We start from the raw sequence: 23,674 nt of genomic DNA on the forward strand, positions 1-23,674 counted from the left end.
TATTTCTGCTCCTGCTTATTTTTCAGTTTTCTTCCTGTTTCTGGATTATGGCGTGTTCCTCCTCTTTGCCGTTCAAGATGCAGGGGAGCATAACTGAATGGATTCCTCTGATCAATGTATCATCTAAATCAAAACAAACCAGTTTTGTTTTCATAATATTCATCCTTTACCCGTATTTTTCCATGCTCTGTCAAATATAAGCATATAGCATTTTTCCTATCAGTTCTTCCACTATATTAACAGCCTTTAGAAAAACTTATCATTTGTCTTTAACTGTAAATTCTAATGTGGATTCTGTCAAGTAATCCTATAAAGTATTACGGATAATGCAGTCTTGTAAAATACCTTGACAAATTTCCTCATTATTGTATACTCAATATTGAGTATATGAATCGGAGGTAAAGAAACTGTGACAAAGTTACTGGTACTCGGCTTATTAGAGGAACACCCTATGTCCGGCTACGATATTCAGCAAAAGATAAGCATGGCAGATGCTGAAAGATGGGGCGGTGTATTGGTTGGTTCCATATATCATGCGTTAAAAAAACTGGAACAGGATAACTATATTGAGATAGCTGATGTGGAATACACGGGCCACCGGCAAAAAGCTGTATATAAAATCACAGACAAGGGAACAGCTTATCTGCAATCCTTAATATTTGATGCACTGGGCGCTTCCTCTGTCCTATATCCTACAACACTGTACAGCGGATTATCTCTCATCGATAAAATCCCCCGCGAAAATGCCCGGCAGGCCCTGGAATCACAAAAAGAGAAGCTGCAAATGGAATACAGCGAACTGAAACAGGGGGAAAAGAGTAACGAAAATGCTAATGAACCGATTTCTCCAATCTCCAGGATCACTATAGAAAACATGTTTGCCATTATCCGCAGGCAGCAGCAGTTTATTGAAGAAATATTAAGGGTATTAGAGGATGAAAGTCAATGAAAAGCATACTGCTCCTATTGATGGGATGTATATTATTATTTGTACTCACGATCATGACAGGCAAAATCACTTTTGCCCATCAATATAAAATCCGTTCAAAAACAGGGATTCAAAGATCTGAATATATAACCATAGGCAAAATAAAACAGTACATACAAATCCGGGGACAGGATAGTTCCAATCCGGTTATTCTTATGCTGCACGGAGGGCCAGGCAATCCGATGGCATATTATTCCTATGATTGGCAGGCAGAGCTGGAACAGGATTATACCGTGATCCACTGGGACCAGCGGGGCTGTGGAAATACCTTTTATCAGAATAAAACAGCCGCAAAACCTACTCTGGATTTACTGCTGTCGGACTTAGATGAGCTTGTCGATCATATTCGTTTGGAGTTTCAAAAAGAAAAGGTTATCCTCATGGGGCACTCGTGGGGAACCTTTCCCGGTGCTATTTATGCGGGTCAGCACCCTGAAAAGGTATTGGCCTGTATTTCCGTCAGCCAAATGCTGGATTTTAAAAAATCAGAACAGGTATCCGCACAGGAAGCCGTCCACTTGGCTTATGCAGCGGGCCGCCCTCAGGATGCATATGAAATAGAAAAAATGCTTGAACCGATAATGAAGTGCCGAAAATTTGATAAACCGGAAGCAGCAAAACTGCTGAAATTCCGTCAGTTAAAAGAGAAGTATCTGCCTTCCCAATACAGCAGTAAAATGCTCATCCTACAGCTTTTTTCTCCGTATATGACCTTCCGAAATTTAAGATGGATGTTCAGTTTTGGTAGTCTCATTGCAGCAAACAGTGCGCTTTATGAGACACTTTTAGCGGACCAAAAATCAACCATGTACGATTATACACTGCAGTATGAAACTCCGGTTATCATCATTGCCGGTGACTGCGACTGGACAACACCTTATCCTATGGCAGTTAAATATTTTAATGCTATTTCCGCACCTTATAAGAAATTTATAACAATAAGGAACACCGGACATATTCCATTCATTGACAGGAAAAAAGAGTTTTCTGAAGCGCTGTCAGATGCATTATGCCATGTTATACACCACCCATAGATAGCCTGCTTTTATTTTACCTCAATAGAACCTGCGCCTCCGCTTAAGATTTCCGATATATCCGATGGGGTTAAAACAACTTTTTGCACCTCTTCATACAGATGCCGAAAGAATTATGTAGCGAGAACTACAGATAAACAAGACAGGAATCACCGAATCAATTAACAGTAGAAACGGTGATTCCTATCTTCTTTTTAAATATTATTGCCGTCTGATACACATTCAACAATAACATCTGTCTTTCATTAATATTAAATCTTTCTCAAGAAAATTTCGATATAATCTTTTATTTTTTGATCGATCATAGGCCAATCATATTCTTGTATTGGGAAGATATCGCTATCTTCCATAACTCTTTGTACTGGTATGGAAATTCCAGTATTCCATTCTTCGTCATATGGTACTACTTTACATTGAATTGTGTCTAAAGCATTTGCGATTGTATCATTAACCATTGCTTTATAGCTTTTTAATGCCCAATCAGACCCACCACCATGCGAAATTATTCCCGCGGGCAGTCCATATAATTCAGACTTATATGTATTATCTTTCCACCAATGTAAAAAGGTGATCTGCTCCATTTTCTCCAGCACCATACTAAGTTTGGCAGGAATGGGAGCATAATGAGGTGAAATAAAAAAGATTCCGTCTGACCTGGTAATTTTATTGTAAATCTTATTGAAATCTGAATCAGCACTACATCTTTTACTACTAAAACATTTACCACATCCAATACACGGATGCAAAGTATAGTCTCTTAAATCGATTACTTCACATTGTATTTCTTTACAATTCAAAAATTCCGCTATTTTGTTGCATAGTAATAGTGACATGCTGTTCTTTTTGGAATGTTGAATATTGGTTGCTGATATACTTAGTATCTTCATTAGGTAGAATCCCCTCTTTACATCTTTTTATTATTGGCCTTTACTCAGGCTTTTTATATATCAATATATCTGATATGTCGCAATCCAAAGCAAAACATATTCGACAAAGAACACCGAAATCAATTCTTACCGCTTCGTTTTTGTAAAGTTTATTTAATTGCTTCCGTTCTAATTGTGCTTTAAAACATAATTTATTTTTACTTAAATTTCTCTTTTCGAGCATTTCATCAATCTTCACTTCAATACTTCCATAATTCTCCATATGAGCAATCTCCTAAAATAATTTCTGGAATTCGTCCTGAAGATACTCATATAATCCGAAAAACTCCATTCTTGAATTTCTGTTTCTATCTTTTACTATCTTTATTATACATTATCACACACAATCACTGCAATCCTATTCTTCCATCTACAACTGTCTGCTCAAAAATCGGATGGTTCAGGCGCAGCGTGCTGTGCCACACTGCTAACCCGCTGTTGTCTCTTGGAGATAATTGCTGCCTAACGGCAGGTTTTCTCGAACTCTTTTGCAACATCTTCCAGGAGATTCCTGATCTGCAGATGCTGCGGACAGGCATCCTCACATTTTCCGCATTTTACGCAGTCAGATGCTTTTCCGTTTTTCTTTGTGTGGACGTTATTGTAATAATAATCCGCGTTCCAGTCATGATAGAGCTGTTTTGTATTCATGCAGGCAAACAAATCAGGGATAGATATATGTTTCGGACATCCATCTGTACAATACCGACAGGCAGTACAAGAGATCAGATTCATGGAGCGGAAAATATTCCGTACTTTATCCACTGCGTCCATTTCTTTCTGGGAAAGAGGCTGAAACTCTCTCATGTAACTGATGTTGTCTTCCAATTGGTCCAGGGTGCTCATACCGGAAAGCACCATCATCATACCGTCAAATCCGGCTGCATACCGGATTGCATAGCTGGCCGGACTGCCGCCCTTTAACTCATCCAATACGGCTCTGGCCTCATCCGGCAGATTGACAAGATTACCGCCCTTTACCGGCTCCATAACGATCACCGGCTTTCCATATTTGCGGCAGACCTCATAGCATTTCCGGCTCTGTACTGCAGGGTCATCGTAATCTAGGTAATTGAATTGAATCTGTACGACTTCAATCTGCGGGTATTCCGTCAGAATCTGTTCCAGCACATCTGCATGGTCGTGGAAGGATATGCCGAAATGGCGGATTTTTCCCTCTTTCTTTAGTTCCAATGCCGTTTCATACGCATGGCAGCGTTTGAATTTTGCAAAGTTTTCCGCACTCTGGGCATGCATCAGATAAAAATCAAAATATTCCACGCCGCACCACGCAAGCTGGTTTTCAAAAAACGGCCGGATCTCCTCTTCCTTTTCAAAGAAAAACGTCGTCAGTTTATTGGTAAGGATATAGCTGTCCCGGGGATGCCGGCTGGTCAGGCAGCTTTTTAGTGCCAATTCGCTTTTGCCTCCCAGATACCCGTGTGCCGTATCAAAATAGTTAAATCCGGCCTCCAAAAAAGTGTCCACCATCTCTGAAAACTGCCTTTGGTCCACCTCCCCGTCAATCATGGGAAGCCTCATACATCCGAAGCCAAAATTTTTCTTAATATTATACATCAGCAAATCCTCCTGTTTTTTAACATACTGCAAACTTGACATTCTGCATTTCCATTGATATCATTTGCATTGTACTCTCCGGTAGCTGCTACCGGTCAATAGCTTTTTTAAGTTTTCCTATTTTACGGAGGTTATCATGTATACAATGAAACAGGCCTGTGAGAAAACAGGCATGCATTATGAAACACTGAAATTCTATTGCAATGAGGGTCTGATTCCCAATGTAAAACGTGACAAGACAAATCGCCGTGTCTTTGATGCGCATGATATTGCATGGATCAAAAGCCTGACCTGTCTGAAGAAATGCGGTATGAGCCTGAAAGAAATGAAAGAATATCTCGCTCTGTGCCTCCAGGGGCAGTCTTCCATACCTAAGCGGAAAGTCATTCTGGAGCAAAAAAGAAAAGACCTGCTCCTCTCTATGCAGGAACTTCAGGATTCCATTGACTACATAGATTGGAAACAGACCTTTTATGATGATGTTATGTCGGGCAAAACCAAATACAACAGTAATTTGATTCCCGCTGAGAATTAAAAAGTTTTTTATCTGACAGATCAGGCAGTCCGGAGCAAAACCTTCACATGGGTTTTAAATTCTTTTCCAGCCTCTCAGTCATCCACGCCAGCCGTTTGACGCGTCCGGCCTCCGTCCTGGCATCCAGATATGCTCTGGTATAGGTCTTCTGCACTGACGGGGACATATTCAGGAAGTTTGCATATGCCTGTTCATTTCCTTTCAGCAGTTCCGCCACAGAGTCTATCTGCTCTTTACCTATAACCACTTTTGGGGCAGTGCCCTCCCACTGCCCGTTTTTCTTCGCTTCCTCAATCTTTGCTCTTCCGAAATCCGTCATCAAACCACGTTTTTCAAGAGCCTCTGCCAGCGCCTTATTTTTTTCTGACCATTTGCTGCCGCTTCTGCGGGCAGAAAAGTATTTCACATAAGATTTCTCATCGACCCGTTTCATAAGGCCGTCAATCCAGCCGAAACAAAGAGCCTCTTCCAGTGCTTCTCCGGCTTTGACGGTTACCAGCTCCTTCGTTTTTCCGAAAAGCAGCCAGACGCCGCCGCTGGTCATACAATTGTTTTTCAGCCAATCTCTGAACTCCTCACGTGTCTTAAAAAGTATAGGTTCGCTCATAATGCAGTCTCGCTTTCTATAAGATACCACAGTTCCAACATCAAAAAGTCATACCGGCTTTTCCTGTATAGGACCGGGTTCTGAATTTCTAATATTCTTCATTGTATCATAGACGGTCTGCAAAATCTATACAAAGCACTGCTGCATCCGCTTTATTCCCATTTAAAGTATCGAAAAGCTATCCCTGTACAGAGTACCGCGATCACGATCATAATGAGGACCGATACCGTCACATTTTCTGTGCCCTGCCCAAGAGATGCTGCTTTCAGTAATTTTATCCCCTGTGCAAGAGGCAGGATATTGGCTGCCTTCTGCATGGCTGCCGGCATAACTTCATAGGGAAGTGTTGCCCCGGAAAATATCAGCATGGGGAAGTAGAGAATACTGGCGATCACACCCGCTATTTTCGTATTCGGCGCTATGCCTCCCACCATCATGCCGATGCTGAACATGGATACCAGCACCAGCAGGTAGCCTCCCAGAAAATGAAGCACTGACCCGTTAAACCGATACCCGAAAAAGAGCGCACCTGTAAGATACAGCAGCAAAAAAGAAACCACTGCATACAAGGTATAAATGACTACCTGCACAAACAGGATCATGGCCGGACTGACCGGGGTGACCTGATAGCGCTTCAGAATCTTTTTACTCCGGTAATCCGAGACCACCAAGGGCAGTCCCATTACCCCGCCGGCGCAAATAGATATAGTGGCAATGGCGCCAAAGGATTGTTCCAAAAAGGTATAGTCTGCCCCCGGATAGGCCGGCTTTTCTCCGTATATAATTCCCAGTATCACCAACACCACAACAGGGACACAGATGGCAAATATGAACATATCCATTCCCCGCAGTGATAATTTCAGTTCTGTCTTAAGCATGGTTCTAAATGTTTTCATTGGCCTGTTCCTCCTCGTCTGTATACCAAAGATAAGCGTCCTCAAATTTCTCATACGGGCTTTTTTCTATCGCCTCTGAAACTGTTCCATAGAAAACGATCTTTCCTCGTTTAAAAATACAGATACCGTCACATAAAGCTTCCACTTCATCCATGAAATGTGAAGTCAGAAAAATGGTCAGACCTTTTTCTTTCAGGTCAGAAAGTATTTTCCATACCTCCCGCCGTGCTTTTGCGTCCAGCCCGGTTGTCAGTTCGTCCAAAAAAACTACTTCCGGATCAGGTATCAGCGCAAGAACAATAAACAGACGCTGCTTCTGTCCACCGGACAGATCTTTGACAGGGCTTTTCTTCTTATCCGCAATTCCAAACCGCGCAAGCAGTGCAAAAGGGTCAGCGGCTTCTTTGTATAATGAGGCAGTCACCCGGCACAGCTCTGCCACTGTGATCTGCTCCTGATAGCTGCTCTCCTGGAACTGTACCCCTACCCTTTCAAAGAGTTTTTTCCGGTCCTTAAAAGGGTCTGCTCCCAGAATGCGAATCGTCCCTGTGTCGGCTTTTTTCGTTCCCAGGATACATTCGATCGTGGTGGATTTTCCTGCGCCGTTTGCTCCGAGCAGGCCAAATACCATTCCCCTGTCAACGGACAGACTTATATTTTCCACTGCATGCAGCTTACCGTAGGATTTGGTGAGCTGTTCTACTTTGATTACTTCCTGCATATCTTTTACCTCCTTGTTTTATCAAGGACAAGGATATCACAGGAAAAAACATTGGTGGTTAAATGGAGGGTTCAGAAAATCTGATTTTCATTTCCGTGAGCTTCTCCATCATTTTTTCCGCATTTAACTCTGCCGCGGTGAGGGAGGTCACCAGTTTATCGCACACTGTAATGATCTCAGTATCCTCCTTCGGTGTATCCAGCGCTTTTTTGATATCTATCCCCGGATTTTTTGATACCTGCCCGAGCATGGTCAAAATAGCTTCCAGCGAATAGTTGGCACACCGAAGGGAACGGATAATCTTCAGGCGCTTGATATCTCCATCTGTATAAACGCGGTACCCGTTCTGCCTGCGTCTGACTGTCAATAGACCGTTCATCTCCCAGTTTCTCAGGGTATCCATGGAAACATTTAAGTATTCGGACACTTCCTTCCGTTTCATGGTGTGCAGATTTTCTTCTGTTCTGCCGTCTAAAATCTGCTCAGCGATCTGGGTGGCCTCCTCCGCGTTGGCAATCTCCTGCCGAATCTGCAGCAGATATTCCCGTGTGAGTTCCAGTGCCTTCTCATAATCACCTGCCGCAGACACTTTTACCATCTGTACTATTTTCTTACGCAGCCCGTTCTGCAGCACTTCTATCTGAAATGCGAGACGGGCAAGGCGGAACTGCTCTATGTGAAGCTCTGTAAATACTCTGTAGCCGTTTGGAAGCCGTCCGGGTTTTGGAATCAGCCCCAGCTCTTCATACAAACGCACCGTATTGGGATGTACGCCGATGATTTCTGCGATTTCCGAAGTCCTGTATGTGTTCATTTTTTTATGCCTCCTTACAAAGACTACCGTAACATAGATATCAAGTCTGGTGTTATAGTGGAGGGTTATTTTATCACATACGCATGAGTTCTTCAACGACTTCTGTCAGATGCCCGAGATTTTCTATCATGGCATCCGTGTATTTGTCTATGCTCCCAAAGCTTTTTATGGCGTCCCTGGCCATCTGTTTTTCTTTTTTCCTGAATTGTTTTATCATGTTGTCAAAGGCTTTCTCCGTTTTCCAGTATTTAATCACCTCATCATGATGTTCTTCTTTGAATGCCTCCAGTGCAGCAAAATACCTGCTCATATCCAGATTTTCCTTCATAATTACATCCCGCCTTTCAAACATACACCGGTGTGTCTGTTCTTTTTTCTGATTATACTGTATCACGTAAGGTGAGAGTCAAGCACTTAAAGGAAACAAACGAAGTACGATCGTAATATATCATGAAAGGAATATGCCAAAGGTATTGCTTCCTGCACGGTGATGTTGGTATAATGTAAAAATAAGCAGTATACCGGAAGGGGAGGATCACTACTTGAAAATCAGTATGTCACTGCGGCTGTGCAATGAGGAAGGGGAGAAGATTTTCGGAAAGGGAGTCGCTCAGCTTCTCCGTCTGATCGATAAGGAAGGCTCCTTGAATGCGGCCGCCAAAAAGATGGGAATCGCATACAGCAAAGCCTGGAAGATACTCCACAATGCAGAGGAACAGCTTGGGTTTGAACTGGTAGAAAAGCAAAGTGGGGGCAAGAATGGCGGAGGTTCGGTATTGACTCCCAGAGGACGCAGCTTTTTGGAAAAATACGAGGCTTTTGACAGGGAATCCGGCCTGATCGTGGAGGAACTGTTCAAAAAATATTGGTAAAAGGAGAAGGAAATGATTTATCTTGATAATGCGGCTACTACACTGCATAAACCCCCGGAGGTGGCAGAGGCAGTGCTGCAGGCTATGATGCATATGGGAAACAGCGGCAGAGGTTCCCATGAGGAGGCACTTACAGCTTCCAGAAGGATTTACGAAACCAGGGAGATCCTGGCAGAGATGTTTCACTGTCCGCAGGCTCAGAATGTTGTATTTACTCTAAACTCTACAGAGGCATTAAATACTGCAATACAGGGTTTGATCGGACCCGGAGAGCATGTTGTCACTACAGATCTGGAGCATAATTCTGTTCTCAGACCCCTCTATCGGCTGGAACAGGAAAAGGATATCCGGCTTTCTTTTGCAGAAGCAGACAAAAGGGGATGTATTGACTATGACCGGTTGGAGCTTCTTGTAAAAGATAACGCAAAAGCGATCGTCTGTACACACGGCTCAAATCTTACAGGTAATTTAGTCGATATTGCCAGAGTCGGTAAAATTGCGGATACATACGGCGCGCTTTTTATTTTGGACGCTTCCCAGACTGCAGGTGTGTTCCCCATTGACATGGAGGAAATGCACATTGATGTATTGTGTTTTACCGGACATAAGAGTCTCTTCGGCCCTCAGGGGACAGGCGGACTGGCTGTGTACGGTGACTTGGAGATCAGACCTTTAAAAGTGGGAGGAAGCGGAATCCGGACCTTTGACAGGATACATCCGAAAGAACTGCCGACAGGCCTTGAGGCGGGTACTCTGAACGGACATGGGATCGCCGGTTTAGGCGCCGGCGCCGCATTTATTGAAAAAACCGGGATGGACCGTATTTTCAGACATGAGCAGAGACTTACCCGAACCTTTTATGAGGGGGTAAAGGATATAGATGGTGTAACGGTATACGGGGACTTTTCCACATGGATGCGCGCTCCTATTGTAGCTCTGAATATTTGGGATTATGATTCGTCAGAAGTCAGTGATGAACTGTCCCAGGTCTATGATATTGCCACCAGACCCGGAGCACACTGTGCCCCCAGACTGCATCAGGCACTGGGAACAGCCGAACAGGGCGCTGTACGGTTCAGCTTTTCCTATTATAACACAGAGGAGGAAGTGCAGGCAGCCATAGATGCTGTCAGGAAAATTGCTTCGGAATAATATATGGTTTTCATATACCGGACTTTTTTATTTATCCTTCGTTATATTTTTAAAAGAATAACGAATTGGAACAGCTTAAAAATAACATAGAACATGAAGGAGAAAAAACATGGAATTAATCAAGGATTTACCGGAAATATACGAAGAATTTGCAGAGCAGAGAAAGAAATCTTTCCTGGGAATAAAAAGTCTAAAGGAAAAAGGTGTCCCCATCGTCGGTGTTTTCTGTACCTACTTCCCACAGGAAATTCCTGCCGCCATGGGCGCCGCTGTAGTAGGATTATGCTCAACTTCTGATGAAACCATTCCCGATGCCGAAAAAGACCTGCCAAGAAATCTCTGTCCGCTGATCAAATCCAGTTATGGATTTGCCAAAACAGATAAGTGCCCGTTTTTTTATTTCTCCGACCTGGTAGTAGGGGAAACCACATGCGACGGAAAAAAGAAGATGTACGAATATCTGGCAAATTTTAAACCTGTGCACGTGATGGAACTGCCGAACAGACAGAGCGAGGACGGATGTACCATGTATAAAAATGAGATCATCCGTTTCAAAAAAGTCCTGGAGGAAAAATTTGAAGTTATCATAACAGAAGGTCAAATCAGAGCTGCCATAAAAGAGAGAAACCGGGAACGGGAAGCACTGAAGCGTCTTTACAAACTCATGAAAAAAGACCCTGCCCCCATGCTTGGAGACGATTTATATAAAGTACTCTACGGCGCCACCTTTAAATTTGACAAAAAACAGTCTGCCCTGGAAATTCACGCCATCTGTGACAAAATCGAAAAAGAATATGAGGAAGGAAATCACCTGGAAAAAAGACCGAGAATCATGATCACCGGTTCCCCTGTCAACGGCGGGGCCTCAAAGGTTATCAAGGCCATTGAAGACAATGGCGGAGTGGTTGTTGTATTTGAAAACTGCGGGGGAGCCAAATCTGTGGAGGAATTGGTAGATGAACAAAATCCTGATGTATATGAAGCGTTGGCAAAACGCTATCTGAATATAGGATGTTCCTGTATGTCACCTAACCCCAGCAGATATAAACTGATGGGACAGCTTATCGAAGAATTCCGGCCGGACGCAGTCGTTGATGTTGTACTGCAGGCATGTCATACATATAATGTGGAAACCATTGGAATCAAGCGGTTCGTGACGGAAACCTATCATCTGCCATACATGTCTCTGGAGACTGACTATTCCGTCAGTGATATCGGACAGCTGAATACCAGAATGGCTGCATTTCTTGAAATGTTGTAGGAGGGACCATATGTTAAGTCTAGGAATCGACTCAGGCTCTACAACCACAAAGGGAATCTTGTTTGACGGAACCGAAATCGTGTCTGCCCTGCTGGTGCCTACAACTGCCAGACCAAAGGAAAGCCTGAACACCGTATACAAAGCCTTATCCCAAAATGGTGTGGATTTCACCATATCTACCGGTTATGGAAGGGGACTTTTGGAGCAGGCGGACAAGAAAATCACGGAAATCACCTGCCATGCCAGAGGAGCTGCCTGGCTGGATCCTTCCATCCGGGTTGTCATAGACATCGGAGGGCAGGACTGTAAAGCTATTCTGCTCAATGAACAGCGGCAGGTAGCAGACTTCTTGATGAATGACAAGTGTGCGGCAGGAACAGGACGATTTATAGAAATGATGATGCGTACTCTGGATGCACCGCTGGACAGTATCGATACTTTTGTACAAGGAAAAAAGCCAGCCAGTATCAGCAGTATGTGTACAGTTTTTGCTGAAAGTGAGATTGTCAGTCTCCTGGCTGAAGGAGAGGATGCCGGTAATATCGCACTGGGAATGATACACGCCATCTGCAAACGAACTTCGTTTTTTGCCCAGAAGATGAATCTGGAAGGAAAAGTTTTCTTCACAGGCGGCCTGTCTAAATATGAAATATTCCGAAAGACCCTTGAAGAATATCTGCAATTAGAGGTACATACCCATCAAATGGCACAATATGCCGGAGCCATAGGAGCCGCAGTCATTGCCTCCGAAACGCTATAGCCTAATATTGTTTTACTCCCGCCGCCCCTTTCCTCTTCTCAGGCAAACGATACTGCGGAAGAAGAAAGGGGCAGCGGTATATTCCATCAGCCCGCCTGCCAGGACTCCGGCAGTATAACACACAAGATCACTCCATAAAAAACCAAACCCCAATACCAGACCGCCCAAAGTGGTATGGCGCAGTGCGTTGATCCAATCTGCCTGGTATAACTGAGAAAATTCTATGGCGTAGGAAAGCAGAAGCGCTGCGGCCATCACCTTTCCTGTGGACATTTTTACAAATAGAAATCCAATCCCCCAGAATACCATCAATGCCCAGAGAGTATCCCCCGCATAATCCCTGACAAATGCCGGTAGATAAGGACCGAATTTTCTTGATGAAAGGCCGAGTATCATGGTCACTATGATCCATATCAAATATGTGATCCTGTTTCGTTCTGCTTCTTTATTTTCCTGCATTGCCCCACTCCTGCCGTTATTTTTCCGCGGTCAGAAGAAAAGACAGCGGTAATCCTTTTTTATCATATGCCTCAGTCAAGCCCACATCATAATCGAACTCCTCCAGCTTCAGCACGCGCATCCCTGCACAGCTTACCCCACTGATAATATCAGCCATTGTATGGGAAAAGCTGGTGAAGGTTTTGGATTCGTATGTCTCTGACATATATCCCATCCCTTCATTCTCTTTCCATGGCTCTTTTCTGAAATAAGAATACGCTGTTTTATTCAAATGTTTCTCGTCAAATTCCGGTTCCCCCGGCAATGGCAGCATGTTCATCACCGGATGAAAATCATGGACTAACAGGATTCCCCCTGGCTTTAAGCAGTCTGATACTTTCCGAAAAAGCGGTTTTAGGTCCTCAAACCACGTCAGCGCTCCTATGGTGAACAGAATAAAATCAAACTGACCGTTATATGTTTCAGGAATCTCCAGTATATTGCATGAGACAAAACGGCAGTTGTCCATGCCGGCCTTCTCCGCGGTGTCTCTTGCCTGCTCTATAATATTTTCCGCAATATCAAACCCCACCGCATTTTTGGCCCCAAGCTGCATCAGGGACAGCAGTTCCCGTCCGTTGTTGCAGCAAAACTGGGATATGGTTTTCTCTTTAAAATCTATTTGTTCCAGTTCTTTTATAACATCCGGACAGAAAAACGGCAGCCTCTCATGCATTAATTTTACATGGTTTTCCTCTCCCCAGCCGGGATGCCTGTGCTCAAAGGCTTCCTCCCATGCCGCTTTATTTCCGCTGATATAATTTACGGATGTATCCGCTCTATGTTTTTCCCGATGTGCTGTAATGATTGTCCAACTGCCGGCGTTAACCGTAATGACGCAGCCATCAGCGCTTACATACCAGTTCTTTCCTTTTCTGGTGATAACAGCATGGGGCGACCTTATTTTTTCTTTGCACCATGCAGTCACCTGATCCGTATCCAGGGCAAGATTCCTTCTGATCCGCATTGCCCCTAACTCTGTTGTATGCAGTTTATCCAGATGATCCGTCAGTCTGTTTCTTCTCTCATTTTCCATAGTCACTCCATATCTGCAAAACGCTGCGGACAGCTCTGCCGTTCGCTGATATTTCCCTGGCAGCCGGTTCCATACCCCGGCAGGCAGAGATATTCATGCAGGGCCCCGAAGGGCCCCACTTTCAAAGCTTCTCTATACAGCCGGACTGAATGGCCTGCAGATTCTGCATGATCCTTTCTTTCGGCCAGTCCCACCACCTTAAGTCAAGCAGTGCCTGAACGGTTTCCTCCGAGAAACGTTTTCGTATAGGTTTCGCAGGTATCCCCCCTACGATCGTATAGGGTGGAACGTCCTTTGTCACCACTGCCCTGGTCCCTATGATTGCCCCGTCACCGATGGTTACGCCGGCCATTACAACAGCCTCGTAACCGATCCACACATCACTGCCGATCACAATATCTCCCTTGTTGTCCCAGGAATCCGTTACATTCTTTTTATCCAGCTCCCACTCCTCAAAGAAAAGAGGAAACGGGTATGTGGACAACGAACGGAATGTGTGGTTTGCACTGTTAAACAAAAATTTTGCGCCGCAGGCAATGGAACAGAATTTCCCGATGATAAGCTTATCCCTGTTGATGGGATAATGGTATAATACGTTATTTTTCTCAAACAGCACCGGGTCATTGACAAAATCGTTATACATCGTGTATTCCCCAACCGTTATATTGGGATCATGGATCACGTTCTTTAAATAAATCGTCTGTTTATCGCCTGTTCTGGGATAAATTTCTTTCTCCGGAATAGTCATAAAAAATCCTCCTGTAATCATAATTTGGTTTATCAGCTATTCCGGCTGCTGCAATACAACGTTTCACCGCACCTCACCTCTTCTCTAGTCGTTCCAGCTATTGGCGTCCTTAGGCACTACGGAAGCATAATATCCCAGTTTGTGAAACTGGAACCATTCCACTATCTTCTCCTCCGGTGCCGCTTCTAAAGCGAGCAGTACCTCTTTTGCAAACTCCAGCGCTGCTGTGCCGTTGGCGGTAACCACATTTTTATGGCTCACAGCTTGTTTTGCAATGTAATTCGCTTCCCCTGTATATGCCTCACCTGCCCATTGTTTTAAGTCATTTAAATTATTGCTTGTGTGTTCAACGTGGTTCAAAAGGCCAATGGTTCCCAGAAAAGCTGACGCGTCACATATTGCACCAAGAACCTTTCCCTTTTCAAAGCACTGTTTTGCCAGAGGCGCGATTTTCCCGGCCTCTGCATTTCTCCAGGACATGCCTCCAACCAGAATGACAGCTTCATAATCCTCCGGCACTGAGCAGATATCATAATCCGGTACCACATGAAAACCGCCGATGGATGCCACCCTGTCTGTTGTCAGGGATACTGTCTTTGCCTCATATTTTCCCTGTCCCAGCATATAGAGCGCTGATGCCAGGTAGGCTGATTCCCAATCCGCATACTGCTCCAGTATTACAAATAAAATTGTTTTTTTCATCCTTCTTTTCCCTTCTCTGACTGCGCCTGTTCCTCATGAAACAAAAAGACGGCTTTTTTGAGCATATCCCACACCTCTTCTTTGGGTGCTGTGATTTGTCCTGTGGCAATATAAGAGGCCAGACCGTGTGTGTAGATTATCATATTATGAAAAAACTGGCTGGTCTTTTCTTTCGGTATCTGCAGATCAACTGTGATCTGCTGTATCATCTCTTTTTTCTCATCCGTATTTACAAGTTGTTTAAATCCGATTCCACGGTTTCCGCTTCCGCCGTTCATAAACAGATACTGGAAAAGATTAGGTTCATCAAATGCCATCTCTATGTAAGCCCTGCCCACATGAAAGAAGGCATCCATCCCCTGTTTCCCGCCTCTGTACATTTTCTCATCGGCATAGTTCAAAGCAAATTCTGCCAGCGCTCTGCGCAGTGTCTCCATATTGCCAAAATGCCAGGAAATGGGCTGTGTGGAACAGCCAATCTCCTCCGCAATACTTTTAATGTTCAAGCTGGAATACCCATCCCGGATCAGTTTCCTCAGGGCGGCTTTCAATATGGCTTCTTTTGGGATTTGTGTCCGCGGCAATCTCTCACCTTCTCTAAAAATGTATTTATATAAATTCGTTTATGTTAAAATCTATTTTCATTATATCCCATCTTTCGGTTTTGTCAATCCATTTGGGCCATACATCGTCTATGCCAAAAGAGGACTGCACACACTTCTCAGTGCCACTGTCCTCTTTTAGCAGAAACTTTATAATAATTCTAATATCTAATCTTCTGTGCAGATGATCTTAACATCATATTTTGAAAGCATCTCGCCGCTTTTCACACATTCCCCTGTCAGCACATCTGTGTTTCCCACAAAGCAGGAGGGAATTTCAAAATCTTCATCCTTAAAATTGATCACAAAATAATATCTCTGTCCGTCTTTCTTCCTGCAGGTGATTTCAAGACCTGTCTTCTCTTCCACAACCGGTTTAACGCTTACATCTTCTGCTGCCATGTCAAGGACCTTCGCAAGCCCCCGGCAGTTCATTTCTGTTCCGATGTAATATACGGATCCGTCCCCGAACAGATTCCTGGTCACTGCCGGGCTCTCTGCATAGAAATCTTTTCCGTAACGGCCGATGCATTCTGCCCCTCTCAGATGTATGATATCACATACCAATCTGCCGGGCACACTGACACCATCGTCAAAGATCACCGTATTTTCCTGCTCCGGTGCCAGGGCGTCAATCTCTTCCACCCACACTCCGGCCATTTTGCTCAGAACTCCGGGATAGCCGCCGAGATATACATTATCCGACTGGTCCACGATTCCGCTCATATATGTAGTGACCAGAACGCCGCCTTTACTTACGAAATCCTCCAGGGCTTCCTGCATACCGGCTTTCACCATGTAAAGAACAGGCGCTACAACCATTTTATACCTGCTAAAATCCGCGTCAAAGGGTATCATATTGACAGGAATATTGCGCTCATAAAAATACCGGTAATACTGGTGTATCTGGTCTACATATGTCAGATCCACATTCGGTCCGCTGGTATATTCCAGTGCCCAGTAGTTATCCCAGTCAAAGACAATGCCCACCTCTGCCTCATTGACGGAATCCAGTGTCCGGTCTCCCAGCATCTCCAGTTCCTGTCCGAGCTGCTGTACCTCCCTGAATACTCTCGTATCCTCAGTACCCACATGGGCAATGACTGCCCCGTGGAACTTTTCACATCCGCCAACGCTTCTGCGAAGCTGGAAAAACTGGATGGTATCCGCACCATGGGCAATGGTCTGATAACTCTGGGCCCGCATCTGTCCCGGCCTTTTCAGGGAATTATATGGCTGCCAGTTCTGCTGGCTCGGTGTCTGCTCCATCAGCATAAAAGATTCATCCTTCAGACCGCGCATGAGATCATGGCACATAGCGGTCTGACTCCATGGTGTGTCATAGCTGGGATAATTATCCCAGGACACGACATCCATCTCTTTTGCCCATTTGAAATAGTCCAGCCCCTTGTAGGTTCCCATGAGATTCGTGGTGATCGGAGTCTCTTTATCATAACAGCGTACCGCATCCCGCTCCATCACATAATTACCCAGCATGCTGTCTGACATAAATCTGCGGTAATCCACAGAGATCCCCGCAAATGCCGTCTTATCGCTCCCCAGCCCTTCACTCAGCGCATTAGGCAGTACGATCTCATCCCAGTCATAAATGGTATGTCCCCAGAATTCCAGATTCCACGCTTTATTCAGAGCTTCTATGGTTCCATACTTTTTCCTCAGCCAGACGCGGAATGCCTTTTCACAATTCTCGCAGTAACATTCGCCGCCGTATTCATTATTAATATGCCAGCACGCAATATGTTCATTGCTTCCGTATCTCTTTGCCAGTTCTTTTGCAAGCGCCTCCGCATACTTCTGATAGACCGGAGAATTCGGGCACGCATTGTGCCTCTGTCCGAATTTGTGATGCCTTCCCTCATAGTCTGTTCTTGCAACTTCAGGATACCGCTTCACCATCCATGCGGGAAGCGCAGCCGTGGATGTGGCAAGCACAATGTCATAATTCTCCCGGCTCAGCATCTCCACAATCTCGTCCAGTTCACTGAAGTCATAGACTTCCTCTGAGGGCTGGATCTTTGCCCAGGAAAATACATTGATGGTGGCGCTGTTGATCCGCGCATCCTTAAATATCCTCATATCCTCCTGCCAGATATCCTTTGGCCACTGGTTTGGATTATAATCCCCGCCGTATAAAATTCTTTTAAATTTACCTTTCATGTCACCTGTCTCCTTATTTCTGCTTGCAACAATTCAGACAAGCTGAACCGTTACTTCTGCTTTCTCTTACGGTTAGTTTAATTATATTATAGATAGACAAAGGATTGTGTAATATGTTAAGCTAAATAATATAACATTTTGAAACAGGTGAGAACAATGCCGATTTATTTTAGAAATACACCGGTCAGCGAACCGTTTACTTTTGATTCCATAGGAAACCACTGGGTACAGGAACACACTTCCCGTCCCAAGGGCTATCCGCTCTGCCACTATCTCCAGTCCGAAAAGGGAAGCGGCAGAATCACCATACAGGGAAAGGAATACCTTCTGCTGGAGGGAGAAGGTGTATTGATCACGCCGTTCATCCAGCATTCCTATGGAAAGGAGACAGAGGAATGGCTCACCCTGTTTGCCACCTTTACAGGGACTATTGAAAGCAGCATTCCCAGACTTTTAGGAAACAGGCCGTTTATCTTTATCGGAAAGGAGCAGGGCGCCGAGATAGCGTCTTTTATTTCCGGCATAGTAAAGAAATATGAGAACCCGCCCATGGATGTCAAAGCCTTATCTGCAGACTGCTATCGGCTCCTGATGTTTCTTGCAGACGGTATCAATACCCGCGACCTTCTGGAAGATTCCCTGTATCAGAGGTATGTGGCCCCGGTGATACGGGAAATCGAAACAAATTATCATTCCGAGCTGACCGTACAGAAACTCAGCCGCCAGGTATACATCTCGCCCCAGTACCTGTCACGGCTGTTCCACCGTTTTCTGGGATGCTCCGCTTATGAATACCTGACTATTTACAGGATCAACAAGGCAAAGGAGTATCTGCTCACAAATCCGCGTATGGAAGTGCAGGATATTGCGCATAAGGTGGGGTTTGCGGATGCGAGCCATTTTATCTCTATCTTCAGGAAAATAACCGGGGTCACGCCTTTGGGGTTTCGGAAGCTTAACTGATCAGCATCCTTCTGATCGTACCGCTTTTTTCTGTTCAAGTATAATTTTGCCCACGCCAAAAGGCTGAAATGAATAGGAATCTGTCCAGGTATCCTCAAAATCTATATCCGGGCTTACTACATGATCCTCATATCCCCGAATACCTTTAAAGGTGTTGGGTCCCACAAAGCACACTTCCCCTTTGCAGTGATGGTGAGGGCCTAAAAGATTCCTGTTGGTGCCATACAGTATTACCTCCACATGATTTTTCCCCTCTCTCAGCATTGGAGTAAGCTTCACCCTGAAAGGAGACATATAAAGCAGTTCAGAATGCCCGTTGCATCGAATCAAAACGGCTGCTGCCCTCAGGTCAGAAAATTTCAGATACTGTATGCATTCCTCCATCTTATCAATCTCAAGCACGGTCTTCAGATTTCCTCTGTAAAACCAGCATCCCTGAGTAGTTACGTTCTGGAATCCTGAAATTTCTTTTCTGTCCCTTAGACTAAAAGTACAGCGCTTTACTTGTATATATGCCGGCTTTTGAACAGGCAGTGCCTGCGGCTGGACCCAGAAGTCTCCCAGTATATAAATGGCCTCCGGTTCAACCGGATAAAAAAATCTGTTTACTTCCGTCTCAAACAGTCCGTCCACGTCCCTGACTTCCTCCGACGGGATACGGTAAGCTGCTTTTACTGTATTCCATCCCTCTTTCAATTTTCCCTCCAGAGAATATTCATGGATTTTTTCGTCCATATACCAGTCTGCTCTGGATGAGGTGATTTCAGTTCCGTTGCACCACACTCCTATACAGTCATCATCTTCTACTGCTGCCTGAAGCGTAACAGGATGTTCCATTTCATTATGGAAACTGTAACGAATATAAAACTTATCTGCCTTTTCCTCTGCTGCCCTGCGGTATAATTCAGGATGCATTTTTACCATCGGCATTTCTTCTGAATAGATTTTATCGTCAAAAGAGAAAGCCGCATAGTCCAGAGTCAGGGCATTTCTTCCGGACAGCTTCCAGTTTCCTCTGAGGCTACAGGTATACATTTCTTCCGGCTCCCTGTAATGTGACATCCCTTCCACGGCTTCCAGAAGTATGGACTGTCTGCCTTCCATCTGGAAATACACCATGGAATCTCCGCCGCTGTACTGCACCTCCATAAAAGTTCTGGCCTCAGTCTCCGGATTTATTTCGCAAACCTTTTGCTGTCCGGATATCTTTAGCATCAGCTTCCTTACGCTGTCCTGATGACGGTTCCATATATAAATATATTTTTTTTCTGCCTGTTTTACCGATACACAAAGGTCTTTCGCTATATGAAGTCCTTCTTTCTCAAAGACAACCATATCCCTTTTACTGTGTAATGCTGCGAAGCATTTATCCCAAAATCCTCTTCTATTTTGAATGACATGACAATCTTTGGCCCATGTCATATCAGCAGGCCCGCATTTTGGTAGTTCCCCTGTAAACAAGACAGTTCCGCCCTGGCTCCTGAATTTTTTAAGGAGACATACCGTATTTTCTTCCAATATCAGGCACTTTGGTACAATTACGGTATGATAAACACATTTGCCAACTATAAATTTCCCGTCTTCCACTGCTCCGCAGTCACGTATGATTTCTTCATCACCAATATCATACCCTACCTGAATATCCATCAAATTCTCCAAGAGGCTGCGGTAGGAAGCCGCATACTCTTGTTCCACCTCTGATCTTCGTTCCCTGTGGAGCAGATATATGGATTTTAAAGGACTCAATACCAATGTATCCTCAGTCCATTCTCCTTTTTCCATAAAATAGCCTATGCCTTCCATCCAATGAGCAACATGATGAAACTGCTCCCACCAGGGTTCCTGATAAGAATAAAAGGCAGGATAATCTCTTTTTCTGATTCCCTTCATTGTGTGGGCACCTATATGCAATACAGGGATATTGATCCCTGAGGCTGCCTGCCAGCCCCAGATATAACACATCTCCTCAAAAGTAATATTCCACCCCGCACAGCCAAAAGTCTCGGAAAGCACTTTATTTCTCCCATACTGCTTTGCCGCACTGGTAACCTGCTTTGTCAGGAGCACAGAGGTGATTCTCTTTCCCAAATGGTCAATGCCCGGCTGCTGCATATACTTATATTTTGGCATCACGCCTGCCGTGCTCTGCATTTGCTGGATATAACTGTCCTCCCCCGGAAAATGTCCCGTAAACTTCACATGATTTTTTTCGCACCAGTCATAAATCTGCCGTGCAAAATGAAATTCCATCATCTCCTGCACCGTATCCCAGTAATCTTTCCGGAATTTCCCCGTTTCCGGGGATTCTGTTTCCAAAAAAAGATACATGGACTTTAAAAAGGAATACCCATTTCGTTTCCGGAAATATTCTTCCAATTCATCACTGTAAGGAAACCCATGCAGGTCATACTGCGGTTCATCCGTAAAAAATCCGGGGACTACTGTACCGAAAAATTCACCCAACTCCTCTTTATAACGTTCGTGTGTCACTTCCAGGAATTTTTCCGTAACTTTTTTAGACAGTAAATCCACATAATTCGGTTCTGTGACACAAACAAACAGCACATCCGCCTTTGCCGGCTCTGTAAAATCATAGCCGTGGGAAGTTTTTCGAAAGGACGCCAATATGCGGTGTCCTGCTGTTTCATCATCTGCTTTGCAGATTTTTATATACTTTGCCTGATATTCCTGTCCGCAGCCATTTACCAGACCGCCGGCAAAACCACTGGGCCATCCGTCTTCGTCATAAATCCAGGCCTCCATTCCCAGCTCTTCCGCCTTTTTCACGGCTGTCCGGCAGGCATGGAACCACTCTTTTGACAGATAGGAAGTCATAAGTCCGGCCCTGGAATGCATGAAAAATCCACGCAGGCCCTCCTCATGAAATTCCTCTATTCGGCGGCATATACTCTCGTCATCCATAAACTCATTCCATGCCCAGAAGCTAAGCGGTGCAAATTCTTTTCTTTCCATATATTTTCCTCTAACCTTTGACGGCTCCTCCTGTCAGGCCTTCCACAATTTTAGATGAGAACAGGAAATACAGCACAATGACAGGAATCAACGTGATAACTACGGCTGCCATGGATTCACTCATATATTTTGTGAACTGGCCGATATACTGATAGATAACTAATGTGAGGGTATTTGAAGTCTTCTTCCCAAGAAGCACCATGGGCATATAGAAATCGTTCCACTGAGAAATTGCTGTGATCAACGCAACCGTCATTACGACCGGTTTACATAACGGCGCAATAATCTGAAAAAAAATACGGAAGTCCCCTGCTCCGTCTATCCGCGCTGATTCTTCTAGTGCCACAGGAATCGTGTGGAAAAATTTCTGGAAAATAAAGCAGGCCATGGAAATACCTGAAGCATACACTAACATCATTCCAAAAATGTTGTTCAGAAGGCCGATTCTTTTCAAAATCAGAAACAGAGGCAGTACACTGACCTGTACCGGCACCATCATACCCATCAGAAAATATCCGCTCAGAAAATTTTTTCCTTTAAAATCAAATCTGGAAATTCCATAAGCGGTCAGTCCCGCCAGCAAAATGCAGCCCAGAGTGCCGCCTACCGTAAGCACCACACTATTTTTCAGATACAGTAGCAGGTTTGCTTCCTTCAGAACCCGGAAATAACTTTCCATAGTCAATTGTTTCGGAAATCCGACAAAATTAGTTACAATATCCCCTTTTGATTTCAGGGAATCCATCACTGTAATAGACAGTGCAAAAATAGTGATTCCGGTATATATCATCAGAATAATGGACAAGACCCATCTGACAACCCTGGCGCCCGGCGAAAGTATTTCTGTATTTTTCTCCTTTTTCATATCCATTCTCCTAATTGTCATATTCAAACTTTTTAAGGACTTTGTTTTGAATTGTCGTGATGATCAGCATGACAGCAAACATCACCACACAGATGGATGCTCCAAATCCAATTTCGGACTTACCATTCAAAGCACTGCCAAAAGTGTAACGGTAAAATACCAGATTCACAAAATCAAGAGATCCGCTGACCCCGCCTTTTGCACCGCCCAGAATGAAGGGCAGGTCAAAGAGAGCCAGAGCCCAGATTGTGCTCATAGTGATGACCGACGCACAGGACGGCAGAGAAAGCGGAACCAGAATCCTTGTAAACCGCTGCCATTCCGTACAACCGTCAATCCTGCTGGCTTCCATGACATCTTTGGAGATATCCATAAAATTCGAGTAAAATATCATAACTCCCGAACCGGCTCCCTGCCATAGGATCAATAAGATCATCAGTTTGAAGGCCCAGTTCGGATCTCCGAACCATGCTCCCTGCAGATGCTCAAGACCAACCGCCTCAAGGAATTTATTCAGGAAACCTATATTGGGGTTAAAAATCAGAGTTGCAAAAAAGCTTATGATCGTTGTACTGATGACATATGGCATGAATATCATAAATTTCAGGTACTTGTAAGCCGGAATTTTGATAAAAAACAGATATGCCATCAAATACTGAAAAGGCGTGATAATAAGCCAAACACAGAGCAGATATTTTATATTGTTCCATAACGCATTAAAAAACACCGGTGAAAATCTCTCATCCGTAAAGATGGTGACAAAATTCTGAATCCCATTAAACTTCATTTCGCCCAACCCTGACCACTGGAAAAAACTCAGATAAAACACATAGATAATCGGCAGGATAATAAAGCAGGTATAAAAAATAAACCCGGGCAGGATAAATTTAACCTGTTTATGTCTTTTATTCATACATCCGTCTCCTTAAAAATACTGCCGGTTCTCTTTTGAGGACCGGCAGCAC

26 protein-coding genes are annotated in these 23,674 nt (G+C 44.3%); 8 read left to right on the forward strand and 18 right to left on the reverse strand.

Annotated elements, in window-relative coordinates:
• Window positions 1-22 precede the first annotated feature (22 nt).
• The gene (locus MUB35_RS30515; protein WP_255786172.1) at window positions 23-154 is read right to left on the reverse strand and encodes a hypothetical protein; all 132 of its coding nucleotides are present in this window, start codon (window positions 152-154) and stop codon (window positions 23-25) included.
• A 255-nt stretch (window positions 155-409) separates the two neighbouring features.
• On the opposite strand from MUB35_RS30515, the gene MUB35_RS19510 reads away from it, so the two are divergent.
• Complete coding sequence (locus MUB35_RS19510; protein ID WP_033139532.1) at window positions 410-949, forward strand: PadR family transcriptional regulator; 540 nt, start codon at window positions 410-412, stop codon at window positions 947-949.
• The gene (locus MUB35_RS19515; RefSeq protein ID WP_244806654.1) at window positions 946-2,022 is read left to right on the forward strand and encodes an alpha/beta fold hydrolase; all 1,077 of its coding nucleotides are present in this window, start codon (window positions 946-948) and stop codon (window positions 2,020-2,022) included. Before MUB35_RS19510 ends, MUB35_RS19515 begins: the two co-directional genes overlap by 4 nt.
• A gap of 251 nt (window positions 2,023-2,273) precedes the next feature.
• Here the strand turns inward: MUB35_RS19515 and MUB35_RS19520 are convergent, their stop codons facing one another.
• From MUB35_RS19520 to MUB35_RS19530, 3 genes are all read right to left on the reverse strand, one after another.
• The gene (locus MUB35_RS19520; protein WP_244806655.1) at window positions 2,274-2,909 is read right to left on the reverse strand and encodes a flavodoxin family protein; all 636 of its coding nucleotides are present in this window, start codon (window positions 2,907-2,909) and stop codon (window positions 2,274-2,276) included.
• Window positions 2,910-2,949: 40 nt separating this feature from the next.
• Entirely contained in the window at window positions 2,950-3,171 is a 222-nt protein-coding gene (locus MUB35_RS19525; RefSeq protein WP_033139530.1) for a helix-turn-helix domain-containing protein, read from the reverse strand.
• A gap of 239 nt (window positions 3,172-3,410) precedes the next feature.
• Window positions 3,411-4,526, reverse strand: a complete 1,116-nt coding sequence (locus MUB35_RS19530; protein WP_081960124.1) for an aldo/keto reductase — start codon at window positions 4,524-4,526, stop codon at window positions 3,411-3,413.
• Window positions 4,527-4,662: 136 nt separating this feature from the next.
• Here MUB35_RS19530 and MUB35_RS19535 point away from each other — a divergent pair, with 136 nt between their 5' ends.
• Window positions 4,663-5,061: a MerR family transcriptional regulator gene (locus tag MUB35_RS19535; protein ID WP_148393631.1), complete on the forward strand. Its 399-nt coding sequence runs from the start codon at window positions 4,663-4,665 to the stop codon at window positions 5,059-5,061.
• 43 nt (window positions 5,062-5,104) lie between these two features.
• On the opposite strand, the gene MUB35_RS19540 is transcribed toward MUB35_RS19535, so the two are convergent.
• The 5 genes from MUB35_RS19540 to MUB35_RS19560 form a co-directional block, all read right to left on the reverse strand.
• Window positions 5,105-5,668 (reverse strand): YdeI/OmpD-associated family protein, encoded by a 564-nt coding sequence (locus MUB35_RS19540; RefSeq protein ID WP_148393630.1) that lies wholly within the window; start codon window positions 5,666-5,668, stop codon window positions 5,105-5,107.
• Between the two features lie 152 nt (window positions 5,669-5,820).
• Window positions 5,821-6,564 (reverse strand): ABC transporter permease, encoded by a 744-nt coding sequence (locus MUB35_RS19545; RefSeq protein WP_054353646.1) that lies wholly within the window; start codon window positions 6,562-6,564, stop codon window positions 5,821-5,823.
• Window positions 6,551-7,285, reverse strand: coding sequence for an ABC transporter ATP-binding protein (locus MUB35_RS19550; protein ID WP_244806656.1), 735 nt, complete (start codon window positions 7,283-7,285; stop codon window positions 6,551-6,553). Before MUB35_RS19550 ends, MUB35_RS19545 begins: the two co-directional genes overlap by 14 nt.
• Before the next feature lie 58 nt (window positions 7,286-7,343).
• The gene (locus MUB35_RS19555; protein ID WP_103731869.1) at window positions 7,344-8,099 is read right to left on the reverse strand and encodes a MerR family transcriptional regulator; all 756 of its coding nucleotides are present in this window, start codon (window positions 8,097-8,099) and stop codon (window positions 7,344-7,346) included.
• Between the two features lie 73 nt (window positions 8,100-8,172).
• Window positions 8,173-8,427: a hypothetical protein gene (locus MUB35_RS19560; protein WP_148393628.1), complete on the reverse strand. Its 255-nt coding sequence runs from the start codon at window positions 8,425-8,427 to the stop codon at window positions 8,173-8,175.
• Between the two features lie 214 nt (window positions 8,428-8,641).
• On the opposite strand from MUB35_RS19560, the gene MUB35_RS19565 reads away from it, so the two are divergent.
• The 4 genes from MUB35_RS19565 to MUB35_RS19580 all read left to right on the forward strand — a co-directional run bounded on the left by MUB35_RS19565 (window position 8,642) and on the right by MUB35_RS19580 (window position 12,144).
• Window positions 8,642-8,971: a winged helix-turn-helix domain-containing protein gene (locus MUB35_RS19565; protein WP_225305311.1), complete on the forward strand. Its 330-nt coding sequence runs from the start codon at window positions 8,642-8,644 to the stop codon at window positions 8,969-8,971.
• A gap of 12 nt (window positions 8,972-8,983) precedes the next feature.
• Window positions 8,984-10,123: an aminotransferase class V-fold PLP-dependent enzyme gene (locus MUB35_RS19570; RefSeq protein ID WP_244806657.1), complete on the forward strand. Its 1,140-nt coding sequence runs from the start codon at window positions 8,984-8,986 to the stop codon at window positions 10,121-10,123.
• 109 nt (window positions 10,124-10,232) lie between these two features.
• Window positions 10,233-11,384 carry a double-cubane-cluster-containing anaerobic reductase gene (locus tag MUB35_RS19575; RefSeq protein ID WP_244806658.1) on the forward strand — a complete coding sequence of 384 codons (1,152 nt, stop codon included), beginning with the start codon at window positions 10,233-10,235 and terminating at the stop codon, window positions 11,382-11,384.
• Window positions 11,385-11,394: 10 nt separating this feature from the next.
• Window positions 11,395-12,144, forward strand: coding sequence for an acyl-CoA dehydratase activase (locus tag MUB35_RS19580; protein ID WP_244806659.1), 750 nt, complete (start codon window positions 11,395-11,397; stop codon window positions 12,142-12,144).
• Window positions 12,145-12,156: 12 nt separating this feature from the next.
• Here MUB35_RS19580 and MUB35_RS19585 read toward each other — a convergent pair whose 3' ends face one another.
• The 6 genes from MUB35_RS19585 to MUB35_RS19615 all read right to left on the reverse strand — a co-directional run bounded on the left by MUB35_RS19585 (window position 12,157) and on the right by MUB35_RS19615 (window position 17,908).
• Window positions 12,157-12,603 (reverse strand): ribosomal maturation YjgA family protein, encoded by a 447-nt coding sequence (locus MUB35_RS19585; protein WP_244806660.1) that lies wholly within the window; start codon window positions 12,601-12,603, stop codon window positions 12,157-12,159.
• Between the two features lie 16 nt (window positions 12,604-12,619).
• On the reverse strand, window positions 12,620-13,678 hold the full coding sequence (locus MUB35_RS19590; protein WP_331477588.1) for a DUF3781 domain-containing protein: 1,059 nt from the start codon (window positions 13,676-13,678) through the stop codon (window positions 12,620-12,622).
• A gap of 121 nt (window positions 13,679-13,799) precedes the next feature.
• On the reverse strand, window positions 13,800-14,426 hold the full coding sequence (locus MUB35_RS19600) for a CatB-related O-acetyltransferase (RefSeq protein WP_033139519.1): 627 nt from the start codon (window positions 14,424-14,426) through the stop codon (window positions 13,800-13,802).
• A gap of 84 nt (window positions 14,427-14,510) precedes the next feature.
• Entirely contained in the window at window positions 14,511-15,128 is a 618-nt protein-coding gene (locus tag MUB35_RS19605; protein ID WP_033139518.1) for a DJ-1/PfpI family protein, read from the reverse strand.
• The gene (locus MUB35_RS19610; RefSeq protein ID WP_052098916.1) at window positions 15,125-15,712 is read right to left on the reverse strand and encodes a TetR/AcrR family transcriptional regulator; all 588 of its coding nucleotides are present in this window, start codon (window positions 15,710-15,712) and stop codon (window positions 15,125-15,127) included. The genes MUB35_RS19605 and MUB35_RS19610 overlap by 4 nt, the downstream gene beginning before the upstream one ends.
• A 186-nt stretch (window positions 15,713-15,898) precedes the next feature.
• Window positions 15,899-17,908, reverse strand: a complete 2,010-nt coding sequence (locus MUB35_RS19615) for a beta-galactosidase (protein ID WP_244806661.1) — start codon at window positions 17,906-17,908, stop codon at window positions 15,899-15,901.
• A 156-nt stretch (window positions 17,909-18,064) separates the two neighbouring features.
• Here MUB35_RS19615 and MUB35_RS19620 point away from each other — a divergent pair, with 156 nt between their 5' ends.
• Complete coding sequence (locus MUB35_RS19620; RefSeq protein ID WP_227244719.1) at window positions 18,065-18,871, forward strand: AraC family transcriptional regulator; 807 nt, start codon at window positions 18,065-18,067, stop codon at window positions 18,869-18,871.
• On the opposite strand, the gene MUB35_RS19625 is transcribed toward MUB35_RS19620, so the two are convergent.
• From MUB35_RS19625 to MUB35_RS19635, 3 genes are read right to left on the reverse strand one after another with little or no spacing between them, the layout of a single operon-like run.
• Window positions 18,872-21,844 (reverse strand): glycosyl hydrolase, encoded by a 2,973-nt coding sequence (locus MUB35_RS19625; protein ID WP_244806662.1) that lies wholly within the window; start codon window positions 21,842-21,844, stop codon window positions 18,872-18,874.
• 10 nt (window positions 21,845-21,854) lie between these two features.
• On the reverse strand, window positions 21,855-22,709 hold the full coding sequence (locus MUB35_RS19630; protein WP_033139514.1) for a carbohydrate ABC transporter permease: 855 nt from the start codon (window positions 22,707-22,709) through the stop codon (window positions 21,855-21,857).
• Between the two features lie 10 nt (window positions 22,710-22,719).
• Window positions 22,720-23,622: a carbohydrate ABC transporter permease gene (locus MUB35_RS19635; RefSeq protein ID WP_033139513.1), complete on the reverse strand. Its 903-nt coding sequence runs from the start codon at window positions 23,620-23,622 to the stop codon at window positions 22,720-22,722.
• Window positions 23,623-23,674: the final 52 nt, after the last annotated feature.

Source organism: Blautia sp. NSJ-175, from assembly GCF_022867815.1.
Classification (GTDB): Bacteria; Bacillota; Clostridia; order Lachnospirales; family Lachnospiraceae; genus Blautia; species Blautia celeris.

Coding starts and splice junctions, on each gene's coding strand:
- MUB35_RS19615 (WP_244806661.1), bottom strand. CDS start 17,908: ATGAAAGGTAAATTTAAAAGAATTTTATACGGCGGGGATTATAATCCA.
- MUB35_RS19630 (WP_033139514.1), bottom strand. CDS start 22,709: ATGAAAAAGGAGAAAAATACAGAAATACTTTCGCCGGGCGCCAGGGTT.
- MUB35_RS19575 (WP_244806658.1), top strand. CDS start 10,233: ATGGAATTAATCAAGGATTTACCGGAAATATACGAAGAATTTGCAGAG.
- MUB35_RS19600 (WP_033139519.1), bottom strand. CDS start 14,426: ATGACTATTCCGGAGAAAGAAATTTATCCCAGAACAGGCGATAAACAG.
- MUB35_RS30515 (WP_255786172.1), bottom strand. CDS start 154: ATGAAAACAAAACTGGTTTGTTTTGATTTAGATGATACATTGATCAGA.
- MUB35_RS19540 (WP_148393630.1), bottom strand. CDS start 5,668: ATGAGCGAACCTATACTTTTTAAGACACGTGAGGAGTTCAGAGATTGG.
- MUB35_RS19550 (WP_244806656.1), bottom strand. CDS start 7,285: ATGCAGGAAGTAATCAAAGTAGAACAGCTCACCAAATCCTACGGTAAG.
- MUB35_RS19620 (WP_227244719.1), top strand. CDS start 18,065: ATGCCGATTTATTTTAGAAATACACCGGTCAGCGAACCGTTTACTTTT.
- MUB35_RS19530 (WP_081960124.1), bottom strand. CDS start 4,526: ATGTATAATATTAAGAAAAATTTTGGCTTCGGATGTATGAGGCTTCCC.
- MUB35_RS19625 (WP_244806662.1), bottom strand. CDS start 21,844: ATGGAAAGAAAAGAATTTGCACCGCTTAGCTTCTGGGCATGGAATGAG.
- MUB35_RS19560 (WP_148393628.1), bottom strand. CDS start 8,427: ATGAAGGAAAATCTGGATATGAGCAGGTATTTTGCTGCACTGGAGGCA.
- MUB35_RS19590 (WP_331477588.1), bottom strand. CDS start 13,678: ATGGAAAATGAGAGAAGAAACAGACTGACGGATCATCTGGATAAACTG.
- MUB35_RS19520 (WP_244806655.1), bottom strand. CDS start 2,909: ATGAAGATACTAAGTATATCAGCAACCAATATTCAACATTCCAAAAAG.
- MUB35_RS19545 (WP_054353646.1), bottom strand. CDS start 6,564: ATGAAAACATTTAGAACCATGCTTAAGACAGAACTGAAATTATCACTG.
- MUB35_RS19580 (WP_244806659.1), top strand. CDS start 11,395: ATGTTAAGTCTAGGAATCGACTCAGGCTCTACAACCACAAAGGGAATC.
- MUB35_RS19605 (WP_033139518.1), bottom strand. CDS start 15,128: ATGAAAAAAACAATTTTATTTGTAATACTGGAGCAGTATGCGGATTGG.
- MUB35_RS19555 (WP_103731869.1), bottom strand. CDS start 8,099: ATGAACACATACAGGACTTCGGAAATCGCAGAAATCATCGGCGTACAT.
- MUB35_RS19515 (WP_244806654.1), top strand. CDS start 946: ATGAAAAGCATACTGCTCCTATTGATGGGATGTATATTATTATTTGTA.
- MUB35_RS19535 (WP_148393631.1), top strand. CDS start 4,663: ATGTATACAATGAAACAGGCCTGTGAGAAAACAGGCATGCATTATGAA.
- MUB35_RS19585 (WP_244806660.1), bottom strand. CDS start 12,603: ATGCAGGAAAATAAAGAAGCAGAACGAAACAGGATCACATATTTGATA.
- MUB35_RS19635 (WP_033139513.1), bottom strand. CDS start 23,622: ATGAATAAAAGACATAAACAGGTTAAATTTATCCTGCCCGGGTTTATT.
- MUB35_RS19570 (WP_244806657.1), top strand. CDS start 8,984: ATGATTTATCTTGATAATGCGGCTACTACACTGCATAAACCCCCGGAG.
- MUB35_RS19525 (WP_033139530.1), bottom strand. CDS start 3,171: ATGGAGAATTATGGAAGTATTGAAGTGAAGATTGATGAAATGCTCGAA.